This is a genomic window from Streptomyces sp. NPDC048278 (assembly GCF_040652195.1).
Classification (GTDB): domain Bacteria; phylum Actinomycetota; class Actinomycetes; order Streptomycetales; family Streptomycetaceae; genus Streptomyces.
Map to the genome: position 1 here is coordinate 182,339 of NZ_JBEZLP010000004.1, position 13,532 is coordinate 195,870.

10 protein-coding genes are annotated in these 13,532 nt (G+C 68.9%); 1 reads left to right on the top strand and 9 read right to left on the bottom strand.

The features are described from left to right. Window position 1 precedes the first annotated feature (1 nt). Both AB0D74_RS09475 and AB0D74_RS09480 read right to left on the bottom strand, forming a co-directional pair. On the bottom strand, window positions 2-1,354 hold the full coding sequence (locus AB0D74_RS09475) for a Dyp-type peroxidase (protein ID WP_362582322.1): 1,353 nt from the start codon (window positions 1,352-1,354) through the stop codon (window positions 2-4). A 116-nt stretch (window positions 1,355-1,470) separates the two neighbouring features. Continuing rightward, window positions 1,471-2,061, bottom strand: a complete 591-nt coding sequence (locus AB0D74_RS09480; protein WP_362582325.1) for a hypothetical protein — start codon at window positions 2,059-2,061, stop codon at window positions 1,471-1,473. A 448-nt stretch (window positions 2,062-2,509) separates the two neighbouring features. Between AB0D74_RS09480 and AB0D74_RS09485 the strand changes: the two genes are divergently transcribed. Beyond that, window positions 2,510-3,187 (top strand): GAP family protein, encoded by a 678-nt coding sequence (locus tag AB0D74_RS09485; protein ID WP_362582328.1) that lies wholly within the window; start codon window positions 2,510-2,512, stop codon window positions 3,185-3,187. 48 nt (window positions 3,188-3,235) lie between these two features. Here AB0D74_RS09485 and AB0D74_RS09490 read toward each other — a convergent pair whose 3' ends face one another. The 7 genes from AB0D74_RS09490 to AB0D74_RS09520 form a co-directional block, all read right to left on the bottom strand. Then, entirely contained in the window at window positions 3,236-5,218 is a 1,983-nt protein-coding gene (locus tag AB0D74_RS09490) for a TIGR03960 family B12-binding radical SAM protein (protein WP_362582331.1), read from the bottom strand. A gap of 124 nt (window positions 5,219-5,342) precedes the next feature. Continuing rightward, window positions 5,343-6,848 (bottom strand): CYTH and CHAD domain-containing protein, encoded by a 1,506-nt coding sequence (locus AB0D74_RS09495; protein WP_362582334.1) that lies wholly within the window; start codon window positions 6,846-6,848, stop codon window positions 5,343-5,345. Between the two features lie 135 nt (window positions 6,849-6,983). Next, a complete protein-coding gene (gene rodA, locus AB0D74_RS09500; protein WP_362582337.1) occupies window positions 6,984-8,183 on the bottom strand; it encodes a rod shape-determining protein RodA in 1,200 nt (399 codons plus the stop codon). After that, window positions 8,180-10,435, bottom strand: a complete 2,256-nt coding sequence (gene mrdA / locus AB0D74_RS09505; RefSeq protein WP_362582340.1) for a penicillin-binding protein 2 — start codon at window positions 10,433-10,435, stop codon at window positions 8,180-8,182. Before mrdA ends, rodA begins: the two co-directional genes overlap by 4 nt. Before the next feature lie 115 nt (window positions 10,436-10,550). Further along, entirely contained in the window at window positions 10,551-11,228 is a 678-nt protein-coding gene (mreD, locus tag AB0D74_RS09510) for a rod shape-determining protein MreD (protein ID WP_362582343.1), read from the bottom strand. A gap of 14 nt (window positions 11,229-11,242) precedes the next feature. Then, on the bottom strand, window positions 11,243-12,196 hold the full coding sequence (gene mreC, locus AB0D74_RS09515) for a rod shape-determining protein MreC (protein ID WP_362582346.1): 954 nt from the start codon (window positions 12,194-12,196) through the stop codon (window positions 11,243-11,245). Between the two features lie 197 nt (window positions 12,197-12,393). Continuing rightward, complete coding sequence (locus AB0D74_RS09520; protein ID WP_004001297.1) at window positions 12,394-13,413, bottom strand: rod shape-determining protein; 1,020 nt, start codon at window positions 13,411-13,413, stop codon at window positions 12,394-12,396. Between the last annotated feature and the right edge of the window lie 119 nt (window positions 13,414-13,532).

Genomic DNA, 13,532 nt, shown 5'->3' on the forward strand with positions numbered 1-13,532 from the left:
GTCAGTCCTTCAGTTCGGCGAGCCACTGCAGGGCACGCAAACCCGGCAGGAAGCAGTACTCGCCGCCACGGGTGACCACGAAACTGGGCAGGTTCTGCAGACGACGCCGGACCGGCTTCTCCGGGATGGTGACGCTGCCGGTTCCGCCGTGGTGCCCGGCCACCGGGTCTTTTTCGCCGGGGTAGCCGATGAAGTTTCCGTCGTTGACCCACTCGGCCTTGATGAACTCGAACTGCCGTTCCAGGTGAGCCCCGATGAACACTCCGACCAGGCCCCGGTCGGCGCCGTCGTCCTCCAGCACTCCCTCCGGCAGCGGCGGGCCGTAGGTGGTACCCCGGCGGATGAGGCGGTGCATCCGTGCGTCGCCGATGATGGTGGAATCGCGGGGGTTGGTGCGCCGGATGTGCGCACCGGCGGGGCACCGGTAACCTCGTTCGTCGTTCTCCCTGTAAAGGAAGTCGTTGACGCGGTGCGGATCGGCCGCGAGCTCCGGATCATCGCGGTCCGGTGACAGCGCCAGGGGTGCCCCACTGGGCCAGCGCCCGACCATCTTCGCCGCCAGCAGCGCCTCCTCCTCGGCGCCGGAAGTGTTCGCGCGCAGGTACCGGCGCCAAGCCGCCACGTCGGTGTGGATCTTGCGCACGGCCACGTAGGTCCCGTTGCGCCCCAGCACGTCGGGACTGGGCATGGGAGGCAGGTTCCCGGTCTCGTCGGGGTAACCGAGGATGAACTCACCGGCCTTGATGGGGGCTTCCTGCGGGTTGGAACCGGGCAGTCCGACGCCCTCGATGTTGGGATGGCTGATGCCGTCACGGAAACCGAAGGTGGTCCGCCCCGTCGGGAGCTGGCGGACCTCCTGCCGCCAGATCACCTGGACGCCGGGCGTGTCCTCGTAGGCGACGCGGGCCCGCTCCAGTCGCTTCTCCAGTCGCGCCGCGTCGGACGACAGGGCGCTCAGTGCAATATGGACATCCCCCGTCCCGAACGGTGCCTCCCAGTGGGCCGGGGCGCTTTCACCCAGGTCACCGATCCGCTCCGCCCGAGCGGCCATGCCCTCACGAAACGCCTGCGGAAAGCTGTCCAGCGACTCCTGGGGCACTCCCAGAGCCTGCAACCCCTGATAGGTGAACGCCACAGCGACCCAGGCATCCTGGCTCTGGTCCACGTTCGGCAGACCGCCCGAGGTCACCGGGAGCAGCTGCCGCAGCAGGGCACGGCCGGCGTGGCGGTCGTCGACGCGCAGGAAGATGAACCGTCCCTCGTAGGGGACGGGCCTCGGACGCAGTGCGCCGCTCTGGACGTCGTCGATGTCGACGCGCACACCGGTCGCGCTGTTGCTGTCCGCCGGGTTCATGATCGCTTGTGCCTCCACATCGGTCTCTGCCTGGACAGCCCCGTAGCGGCTGGTGCGCGCCCGCGATGCGATCCGCCGAAGCCGGGCCGACTCTGAGGGTTACCCGGGCCTGGGGTCTAGGCCGAGGCTTGCTCCAGCAGCTTCTGGAAGGCAGGCGTGGCAACCAACTCCGCATTGGCCGGGTTCTCCAGCGCCGTCCGGAACTCGGGGGTGTCCAGCACCTCCTGGAACGCCTCGTCCACGCGCTGGTCCTTGTAGATCTGCTGAACGGTCAGATCGGGATAGGCGCTGACGAAAACACCCGCGGGTGCCTGGTGGGCGACAAACCAGTCCTTCGTCCCCGGATCGCTGATACCGGGGAACCCTTCGCTGTGCGAGAAGACCCTTTCGAAGTTCGCCCCGACGACCGTCTTCGCGAAGTCGTCGATGTAGGTGTCCCAGGAGCCGTCGAAGACGCTGGCGAACATGAACCGGGTGTCGTCGTCGAAGATCACGTGTCGTGCGTCATGCAGGGTGCCGATCTGTCGCACCGCCGCATGGGTCCGCTCGTCAGCCGCCGCGTCGGCCATCTCGGCGAGATCCCTGCGCAACGCATCGGCCTCGCCCGGCTTGATCTTGGTGAATACGGTGAACTCGTTACAGACCCCGTCCGACCTGCCAGGGCGCTCGGGGTGAGCTGATCGAGTTCCGCCTGTCGCCGCAGTCATCGTGAGAATCTCCTGCCACGGATCGGTGCGAGGGACGCCAAGTACCCGAACGTGGGGCACCATCGCCCTCACACGTCAATCCTCACTGCAGGCCCCCTGTGTCGCATCTCGTCCCCGCGCGTTGCGGTCACCTGTGGCGGACACCACGACCGATTACGCTCCGTTCCACATCTGCTGCACGTTGTCGAGAGGGACAGGAAACTTCGGGTGCGGGGTCCTCGCGTCCCGAGAAGCTGCCGAGGACAGATCCGGTCAGGCGCAGGACGATGGAAAAGGGACGTGCCGAGCACGTCTCCGTGCCCCTTCCGGGGGCCGCTTCCGCACAGCCGTGAAGACAGCGGCGCAGCCGATGGCAGGGTGTCCATTGCGCCGTCCAGGCCGTTGCGGCTCTTGCTTCCGCCGACCCTGCCCAACCGGATCGCCACCCTGCCCCCATACGGAGGCAACCATGGGAAAAGTCCTCGGTGACGTACTGGGTTTCGCAGCCGCCGTCGCGGTCAGCCCGCTCCCGATCATCGCCATCATCCTGATACTCGCCACGCCTCGGGGACGCCTCAACGGGATCCTCTTCACGGTCGGCTGGATCCTGGGGCTCGCTGCACTGGGCGCGATAATGCTGGGAATCGCTTCCCCCGCAGAAGCCTCCGCCCACCATCAGCCGGCCACCTGGGTGGGAGCTCTCAAACTCGCCCTGGGCCTGTTCCTTCTCCTCTTCGGCGCCCGGCAATGGCATCGGCGCCCAAAGGACCCTTCGCAAGCCCAACTGCCGAAGTGGATGGGTGCGATTGACCGCCTCACCGCGGTCAAGATCTTCGCACTCGGACTGGCCCTGGCCGCGCTCAACGCCAAGAACGCCCCGCTGACCATCGCCGCGGGCGCCACGATCGGCTCAGCCGGGCTGCCGGTCGGACAGCAGATCGCATCGCTGGCGATCTTCGTTCTGATCGCCACCCTCGGCCTGTTGACCCCGCTGGGCGTTTTCCTGCTCGGTGGAGAGCGAGCCAAGACCACGCTCGGCAACTGGAAAGACTGGGCAGCTCAGCACAACGTCGCCGTGATGGCCGTCCTGTTCTTCGTTCTCGGCTTGAAACTGGCCGGAGACGGCATCTCGATCCTCGTCTCCTGACTCGCCCCCGCCAGCGCCTCGACCACCCGACCGAGTGCCTCGCTCGCGTCAGTGCGTGTGACCGCTCGGCGCCGGTGTCGGACCTGCGTTGTTGACCGTAAGGGGCAGCAGCTTCTTGCCGGTCGGGCCGATCTGGATGCTGGTGTCCATCTGGGGGCACACTCCGCAGTCGAAGCACGGGGTCCAGCGGCAGTCCTCGACCTCTGTCTCGTCGAGGGCGTCCTGCCAGTCCTCCCAGAGCCAGTCCTTGTCGAGGCCGGAGTCGAGGTGGTCCCAGGGGAGGACCTCCTCGTAGGTGCGCTCGCGGGTGGTGTACCAGTCGACGTCGAGGCCGACGGGGGCGAGGGCCTTGTCGGCGCAGGCCATCCAGCGGTCGTAGGAGAAGTGCTCGCGCCAGCCGTCGAAGCGGCCACCGTCCTCGTAGACGGCGCGGATGACGGCGCCGATGCGGCGGTCGCCGCGGGACAGGAGGCCCTCGACGATGCCGGGCTTGCCGTCGTGGTAGCGGAAGCCGATCGAGCGGCCGTACTTCTTGTCGCCGCGGATCTTGTCGCGGAGCTTCTCCAGGCGGGCGTCCGTCTCCTCGGCGGAGAGCTGCGGGGCCCACTGGAAGGGGGTGTGGGGCTTGGGGACGAAGCCGCCGATGGAGACCGTGCAGCGGATGTCGTTGGAGCGGGAGACCTCGCGGCCCTTGGCGATGACCTTGGTGGCCATGTCGGCGATCTGGAGGACGTCGTCGTCGGTCTCGGTGGGCAGGCCGCACATGAAGTAGAGCTTGACCTGGCGCCAGCCGTTGCCGTAGGCCGTCGAGACGGTGCGGATGAGGTCGTCCTCGGAGACCATCTTGTTGATGACCTTGCGGATGCGTTCCGAGCCGCCCTCGGGGGCGAAGGTGAGGCCGGAGCGGCGGCCGTTGCGGGTCAGTTCGTTGGCCAGGTCGATGTTGAAGGCGTCGACGCGGGTGGAGGGCAGGGAGAGGCCGATCTTGTCCTCGGTGTAGCGGTCGGCCAGGCCCTTCGCGATGTCGCCGATCTCGGAGTGGTCGGCGGAGGAGAGGGAGAGGAGGCCGACCTCCTCGAAGCCCGTCGCCTTGAGGCCCTTGTCGACCATCTCGCCGATGCCGGTGATGGAGCGCTCGCGGACCGGGCGGGTGATCATGCCGGCCTGGCAGAAGCGGCAGCCGCGGGTGCAGCCGCGGAAGATCTCGACGGACATGCGTTCGTGGACCGTCTCGGCCAGGGGGACGAGGGGCTGCTTGGGGTAGGGCCACTCGTCGAGGTCCATGACCGTGTGCTTGGAGACGCGCCACGGGACGCCCGACCTGTTGGGGACCACGCGGGCGATACGGCCGTCGGGGAGGTACTCGACGTCGTAGAAGGCCGGGATGTAGACGGAGCCGGTCTTCGCGAGGCGGAGGAGGACCTCCTCGCGACCGCCGGGGCGGCCCTCCGCCTTCCACTCGCGGATGATCCTCGTCATGTCGAGGACGGCCTGCTCGCCGTCGCCGATGATCGCCGCGTCGATGAAGTCCGCGATCGGCTCGGGGTTGAAGGCCGCGTGGCCGCCCGCGAGGACGATCGGGTCGTCGAGGGTGCGGTCCTTGGACTCCAGGGGGATGCCGGCCAGGTCCAGGGCCGTGAGCATGTTCGTGTAGCCCAGCTCGGTCGAGAAGGACAGGCCGAACACGTCGAAGGCCTGGACGGGGCGGTGGCTGTCCACGGTGAACTGGGGGACGCCGTGCTCGCGCATCAGCGCCTCCAGGTCCGGCCAGACGCTGTAGGTGCGCTCGGCGAGGACGCCCTCCTGCTCGTTGAGGACCTCGTAGAGGATCATGACGCCCTGGTTGGGCAGGCCGACCTCGTAGGCGTCCGGGTACATGAGCGCCCAGCGGACGTCGCAGGTCTCCCACGGCTTGACCGTGGAGTTGAGCTCCCCGCCGACGTACTGGATCGGCTTCTGTACATGCGGGAGCAGAGCTTCGAGCTGCGGGAACACAGACTCAGCGACCTGGGCGGCGGCTTCGGCAGGCATCTCGCGGACCTTTGTGAGGTGGCTGGGGGCTCCCCGGCCGGAGGCTGGGGCGGCTCCCCGGCCGTGACCGGGGAGAGTGACCATCAAGCCTAACCCGGTCGGCGGACTCCCCCGTACGTCCGGATCACACCGGCGCCCCGGCCTTGATGGCCGCCCACGCCCCGGGGGTCTCGGCCTCCACCGCCGCCGCGCGCTGCTCCTCGTGGCCGTAGAGCAGCCCGTAGGTGAACGTGCTCTCCCCGGCCGCGTGGGCCACCGCGGACAGCTCGCGCAGGGTCTCGCGGGCCATGACGCTGTCCTGGTGTTCGCCGAGCAGGGTCTGCAGGGACTTCATGGATTTCAGCAGGGTCTTCGCCGGTCCGCCGAGGGCGGGGCGGGCGGTCTCGGCGGCGTAGCGGGTGCGTTTGGCCTTCTTGCGGGCCTCGTGCAGGCCGAGGTCGCGGTCGTGGCCGGGGGGCTGGGCCATGGCCGTCTCGATCAGGTCGGCGACCTTGGCGAAGTCCTTGTGGACGGCTTTGGCGAGGATCTCCTCGGGGTCGCCCGCGGCGGCCTTCAGCAGGGGCGGGTCGGCGGCGAGGGAGTCGAGGGTGTCGAGGAGGGCGAGGTAGCGCTTGGAGTCGAGGACGCCGAGGAGCCGGCTGCGGGAGCCGCGTTCGCCCGCCTGGGCCCAGTGGTGCAGGCGGTCGTGGACGGGGCCGTCGACGAGGGCGGGGGGTACGGCGGCGAGGTCTGCCTCCAGGCGTTCGGCCAGGACCTCCTGGTCGCGGCCCACGCCCAGTTCGCCGGCGAGCCATTTGAGCTCGTCGGCGATCGGGTCGGTGACCTGGCGGTCGAGGACCTTGCCGAAGGTGCGGAAGGTGCTGCGCAGGCGGCGGGTGGCGACCCGCATGTCGTGGACGCCCTCCTCGGTGTCCAGGCGGACGGCCGGGTCGAGCTCGACGACGGCGTCGCGCTGGGCGCGGACGTAGGCCATGACGTGGTCGCCGGCCGTGCGGGGTGCGGCGGGCCCGGTCTTCGGCGGGCGGGGCTTGCCGCCCTTGGTCTCGGCGAGGGCGCGGGCGAGCTTGGACGCGGACTTCGAGGGGCGTACGCCCGCCTTGCCCAATCGTTTCTCCACCTTGTCGAGGAAGGCGGGGTCGCCGCCGTCGGCGAGTTCCACCTCGATCTCGGTCCACTGGGCCTTGCCGTCGCCGCCGAAGAGCCGGTCGGCCCGGACGCGGTCCACGCTCACCTCGGCGAGCAGGGCGCCGTCGGCGTCGACGAGGTGCCGGATGTCGCGGGTGGTGCGCAGCCGGATCACCGGGACCAGCTGCCCCTCGCGGACCCGGGAGCGGGCCAGGGCGGCGAGTTCGCCGGGGAGCGTGTCGGAGAGGGGGGCGTGGATCTCGTCCCGGACGCCGGGAGCGACGGGGAGCTTGAGGTGCCAGCCGGCGTCGCTGCCTCCGCTGCGGCGGCGCAGGGTGACCTTGGCCGAGGCCAGGCGCAGGTCGGAGGTGTCGTGGTAGGTCGCGTCGAGGTCGGCGGTGCCCTTGTCCACGACGTTCGCCACGCCGGCGACACCGGTCAGGTCGGGCAGGCCGCTGTCCTCGGATTCGTACTTGCGCTCGATTTCGCGCTTCGTATCCGCCATGAGTTGAATCTAGTGGTCGGGCCGCCGCAGGGGCAGAGGCCAAAGAGGGTAAATCGAAGGAAAACTGAATTCATACAGGAGGTGAACAAGCCACCGTGGCGTGTTCACCTCCCTGAGTTCCCCGCGCGGGACCGCCTATGCCGACATCGGCCGCTGCACCCTGATCGACTGCAGCAGGCCCACCGCCACCCACACCGCGAACATCGACGAACCGCCGTACGACACGAACGGCAGCGGCAGGCCGGTGACCGGCATGATGCCGAGGGTCATGCCGATGTTCTCGAACGCCTGGAACGCGAACCAGGCCACGATCCCCGCCGCGACGATCGTGCCGTACAGCTCGGTCGTCTCGCGGGCGATCCGGCAGGCGCGCCACAGGACGACGCCGAGGAGCACGATGATCAGGCCCGCGCCGACGAAGCCCAGCTCCTCCCCCGCGACCGTGAAGACGAAGTCGGTCTGCTGCTCGGGGACGAACTGGCCGGTGGTCTGCGAGCCGTGGAAGAGGCCCGCGCCGGTCAGGCCGCCGGAGCCGATGGCGATGCGGGCCTGGTTGGTGTTGTAGCCGACGCCGGCCGGGTCGAGGCTGGGGTTGGCGAAGGCGGCGAAGCGGGCGATCTGGTACTCGTCGAGGATGTGCAGCTGCCAGATGGCGACGCAGCCGACCACGCCGGCGGCGAGCAGGCCGAAGACCCAGCGGTTGGAGGCGCCGGAGGCGAGCAGCACGCCGAGGATGATGGTCACCATCACCAGGACCGTGCCGAGGTCGGGCATGAGCAGCACGATCAGGATCGGGACCGCGGCCAGGCCCAGGGACTGCAGGACGGTGCGGTGGTCCGGGTACTTCTTGTCACCGGCGTCGACCCGCGCCGCCAGTATCATCGCCATGCCCAGAATGATCGTGATCTTCACGAACTCGGCGGGCTGCAGCGAGAACCCGCCGCCGAGGACGATCCAGTTGCGGCTGCCGTTGATGGTGGCGCCCAGCGGGGTGAGGACCGCGAGGATGCCGGCCAGCGAGAGGCCGTAGAGGATCGGTACGGCGTTGCGGAGCTGGCGGTGGCCGACCCAGATGGTGCCGATCATCAGGGCGAGTCCGATGCCCATGTTCATCAGGTGCCGGACCAGGAAGTAGTACTGGTCGCCCTGGTTGATCTCGGTGCGGTTGCGGGTCGCCGAGTAGACCAGTACCGAGCCGAGCAGGGACAGGGCGAGGGCGGCCAGCAGCATCGGCCAGTCCAGGCGGCGGGTGAGCGAGTCCCGGGCGAGGATCCGGGTCCAGCCGGCCCGGGCCGGGCCGTATCCGGAGACGGAGAAGCTGTTGACGCCGGTCATGTGAGCATCCTCCGGCTTCCCCGCTTCCGGGCTCGCCTGCGCGTGTTGCGGTTGCCCGTGGACGGTGAGGCCGTGGTGGCGGCCGGGGTCTGTCCGTCGCCGGTGGTCTTGTCGCCCTGCTGGGAGTAGACCTGGAAGTCCTTCGCCGGGTCCTTGGACACCTTCGGGGAGGTGATCGTGCCGTCCGTGCGGACCTTCGGCAGGCCCTGCTGCGGGGTGTAGAGCAGCGCCTTGCTCTTGTCGACGGAGCCGCTGGCCGACACGCCGTACAGCGCGCTGTAGATGTTGCGGACCGCCTCACCGGAGGCACCGGAACCGGTACCGGCCTGGGCGATGGTCATGATGACCGTGTAGTCCTTGCTGTAGGTGGCCAGCCAGGACGTGGTCTGCTTGCCGTAGACCTCGGCGGTACCGGTCTTGCCGTGCAGGGCGATCTTGTCCTGCGGCCAGCCGCCGAACTTCCAGGCCGCCGTACCGCGGGTGATGACGCCCGCGAAGGCCTCGTCCATGCCCTTGAGGGTGGCCTGGGTGACCGGCAGCTTGCGGACCACCTTGGGCTTGATCTCCTGGACGGTCCTGCCGTCGGCGCTGATGATCGCCTTGCCGATGGTCGGCTGGTACTCGGTGCCGCCGTTGGCCACGGCGCCGTAGATCATCGCCTCCTGTATCGGCGTGACGAGGGTGTCGCCCTGGCCGATGGAGTAGTTGATCTCGTCGCCCTCGCGCATCTTGTTGCCTTCGAGGCAGTTCTCGTACTCGATCTTCTCGACGTAGGTGCCGTCCTTCTTCCCGGACTTGCACCAGGCGTCCTTGTTCGCCTTCCAGTAGTCGATCTTCCACTGGCGGTCGGGGACGCGGCCGGTGACCTCGTTGGGCAGGTCGATGCCGGTCTCCTTGCCGAGGCCGAACTGGTGGGCGGTCTTGAAGAAGTAGTCCTTCGGCTCGCCCGCCTTGGGGTTGATGCCGCCGTCCTTCTTCCACTCGCGGTCGGCGAGGCCGTAGAAGACGGTGTCGCAGGAGACCTCCAGGGCGCGGCCCAGGGAGATGTCGCCGAAGTTCTCGCCCTCGAAGTTCTTGAAGACCTGGCCGCCCACCGAGTAGGAGCTGGTGCAGGGGTAGCCGCCGTCCCACGCGTAGCCGGCGTTGACCGCGGCGGCGGTGGAGACCACCTTGAACGTCGAACCGGGGGCCGCCTGACCCTGTATGGCCCTGTTGAGCAGCGGGTAGTCGGAGTTCTTGCCGGTGAGGGCCTTGTAGTCCTTGGCGGAGATGCCGCCGACCCAGACGTTGGGGTCGTAGGTGGGGGCGGAGGCCATGGCGACGATCCGGCCGGTCTTGGCCTCCATCACGATGACGGCGCCGGAGTCGGCCTTGTAGTTCTCGTGGGTGATGCTGTCGTACTGCTTGCGGGCGGCCTTCATCGCCGTGTCCAGCTCGTACTCGGCGACCCGCTGGACCCGGGAGTCGATGCTGGTGACCAGGTTCGAACCGGGCTCGGCGGCATCGGACTTGGCCTTGCCGATGACGCGGCCGAGGTTGTCGACCTCGTAGCGGGTGACGCCGGCCTTGCCGCGCAGTTCCTTGTCGTACTCGCGCTCCAGGCCGGAGCGGCCGACCTGGTCGGAGCGCAGGTACGGGGAGGAGGTGTCCTTGGCCTGCTGGATCTCGTCGTCGGTGACCGGGGAGAGGTAGCCGAGGACCTGGGCGGTGTTGGACTTGCCGGGGCTCGCGTACCGGCGGACGGCCTCGGGTTCGGCGGTGATGCCGGGGAAGTCCTCGGAGCGCTCGCGGATCTGCAGGGCCTGCTTGGCGGTGGCCTCGTCGGTGATCGGGATCGGCTGGTACGGCGAGCCGTTCCAGCAGGGCTGGGGGGTCTTGGCGTCGCAGAGGCGGACCTTCTGCAGGACCTCCTCGGGCTTCATCCCGAGGACGCCCGCGAGCTTGGTCAGGACCGCCTTGCCGTCGTCCTTCTGCTTGAGCAGGTCGGTGCGGGAGGCGGAGACCACCAGCCGGGTCTCGTTGTCCGCGAGGGGGACTCCGCGGGCGTCCAGGATCGAGCCGCGCACGGCGGGGTCGACGACCTGCTGGACGTGGTTGCCGGAGGCCTCCTTCTGGTACTCGGCGCCCTCGCGGATCTGCAGGTACCACAGACGGCCGCCGAGGGTGCCGAGCAGGGAGAGGACGAGGATCTGGATGACGACGAGACGGATCTGGACGCGTGGGGTCCGACCGGTCTCGGGAATGTTGGTCACTGGGCTGCCTCCCCCTCTCCCTGCACAAATGCGCGTGCGCGTACGAATGATGAACGATCGACCTGTGAGACCGCGTTCCGCCCCCGTGCACCCGTTCGGGTGAACTCCCCCCTGGTCACAGGCGCTTGACCCCCTTGATGCGGCCGACGCGGACGTTGCGGGTGCGGGCCCTGGCCTTGAGGCCGCCGAGGGCGCCGCGCTGGCCGCCGATGCGCATCCCGGTGCCGGAGGAGATCCAGCCGGAGGAGATGTCGCCGGCCTTGCCGCCGGAGTTGGCCTCGGTGAGCGGGTCGTTGTCGGCGCGGCGGGCCAGGGCCATGACGCCGGGGACCACGAACGGGGCGAGCAGCAGGTCGTAGAGGGCGGCCGTGATCAGCAGGCTGGTCATGCCGACGTGCCGGGCGGCGGTGTCGCCGACGAGGGCGCCGACGCCCGCGTACAGCAGGGTGGAGCCGATGGCGGCGGCGACCACGACGAGCATCGGGCCGGTCGCGGACTTCAGGCGGCCGTTCTCCGGCTTGATGAGGCCGGCGCAGTAGCCGACGACGCAGAGCACCAGGGCGTAGCGGCCGGCCGCGTGGTCGGCCGGCGGCGCGAGGTCGGCGAGGAGGCCGGCGCCGAAGCCGACGAGGGCGCCGCCGACATGGCCGTAGACCATGGCGAGGCCGAGGACGGTGAGCAGCATGAGGTCGGGGACGGCGCCGGGCAGGTGGAGGCGGGCGAGGACGCTCACCTGGATCACCAGGGCGACGACGACCAGGGCGGAGGAGAGCAGGATCCGGTTGACACGCATGGGGGATTCAGCTCCTACTGCTGCTCGCCGGTGGTGTCGGACGCGTTGGTGCTCGCGCCCGCGGACGGGGTGACCGTGACGGTCACCGTCGGGGTCGGGGTCGGCCTGGGCTTGGCCGGGAGCACCTCGTCGCGCGGGTCCTTCTTCGGTGCCTGGACGACCACGCCGACGATGTCGAGCTTGGTGAAGGACACGAACGGGGTCACGTACAGGGTGCGGGTCAGGCCGCCGTTGGAGGGGTCGACGCTGGTGACCGTGCCGACCGGGACGCCGGGCACGAACGGCTTGTCGCCCTGGGAGCCGAAGGTGACGAGCCGGTCGCCCTTCTTCACCTCGGCCTTGCTGTCGAGGAGTTCGACGCGCAGCGGGCGGTCGCCCTGGCCGGAGGCGAAGCCGAGTTCGTCGCTGCCCTCCATACGGGTGCCGACGGTGAAGTCGGGGTCGTTGGCGAGCAGCACGGTGGAGGCGTCCGGGCCGACCGTGGTCACGCGGCCGACCAGGCCGTTGCCGTTGAGGACGGTCATGTCGCGTTTGATGCCGTCGTTGTAGCCGACGTCGATGGTGACGGTCCAGGAGAAGCCCTGCGCCGACCCTATGGCGATGACCTGGGCGCCCTTGATGCCGTACTGGCCCTCGGCGGCGACGTTGAGCATCTTCTCGAGCTGGCTCAGGCGGCTGCGGTTGCGGTCGTCGCTGCCGAGCTTCGCCTTGAGGGTCGCGTTCTGCTTCTCCAGCCGGGCCAGCCGGTCGTGCCGTTCGCCGGAGTCACGGACGGCGGAGACGGCGTTTCCGACCGGGTCCACCACCGTCGACATGCCGTTCTCGATCGGGCCGAAGACCGCTGCGGCGGCCTGCCGGGCGCCGTCGACCGGGGAGTTCCTGCCACCTCGGATGTCCACCGTGATCAGCGCGAACGCGATGGCGATCAGCAGCACCAGGAGCAGCCGGCTCTCTTTCGTGTCCCTCACGTGCGGCGGCCGTGCCTTCCTCAATAGGAACTTGCGGGGCTTGATTGCGATTGCGGTAGCTTGTGAAGCATGCGGGGGGTGGGGTGCGGAGGCTTGTGGGGGGGTGGAGAACTCGCCCTGTGCGAGCCTATGCCTCCATATCAACGATCCGCCGTACGAGAGGGGATCATCTCGTACGGCGGAATCGAAGAGTTACGTCATCTGCGCGGCTGGGCGTCCAGGACCTGCTGGAGCGCCTCGAACTCCTCGACGCACTTGCCGGAGCCGAGCGCCACGCTGTCCAGCGGGTCCTCGGCGATGTGGATCGGCATGCCGGTCTCCCGGCGCAGCCGCTCGTCCAGACCGCGCAGCAGGGCTCCGCCGCCGGTCAGAACGATTCCCCTGTCCATGATGTCGCCGGACAGCTCCGGCGGGCACTTGTCGAGCGTGGTCTTGACGGCGTCGACGATCGCGTTGACCGGCTCCTCGATCGCCTTGCGGACCTCGGCGGCCGAGATGACGACGGTCTTGGGCAGGCCGGAGACCAGGTCCCGGCCGCGGATCTCGGTGTGCTCGTCGGAGTCGAGGTCGTACGCGGAACCGATCGTGATCTTGATCTGTTCGGCCGTCCGCTCACCGAGGAGGAGCGAGTACTCCTTCTTGATGTGCTGGATGATCGCGTTGTCCAGCTCGTCGCCCGCGACGCGGATGGACTGGGCGGTGACGATGCCGCCGAGCGAGATGACCGCGACCTCCGTGGTGCCGCCGCCGATGTCCACCACCATGTTGCCGGTGGCCTCGTGGACCGGCAGGCCGGAGCCGATGGCGGCGGCCATGGGCTCCTCGATGATGTGCACCTGGCGGGCACCGGCCTGCGACGACGCCTCGATGACGGCACGGCGCTCGACGCCGGTGATACCGGAGGGCACGCACACGACCACCCGCGGCCGGGCGAGGTAGCGGCGCTTGTGGATCTTCAGGATGAAGTAGCGGAGCATCCGCTCGGTGATCTCGAAGTCGGCGATCACGCCGTCCTTCAGCGGGCGCACGGCGACGATGTTGCCGGGCGTGCGCCCGATCATCTTCTTCGCCTCCGCGCCGACCGCCAGAATTCCACCGGTGTTCGTATTGATCGCGACAACGGACGGCTCGTTGAGTACGATCCCGCGACCCCTGACGTACACCAGCGTGTTGGCGGTCCCGAGGTCGACAGCCATGTCACGGCCGATGAACGACATTGAGTTCCCCATCAGGATTCGTCTGGCCTTCCCGGGAGCTTTTGAGGGCATTTCAGGTCGGCGAAGTGGGTGCTGTGACGTGAAGGCTTACATCGTAGACGCGCCTGCACGAACACTGC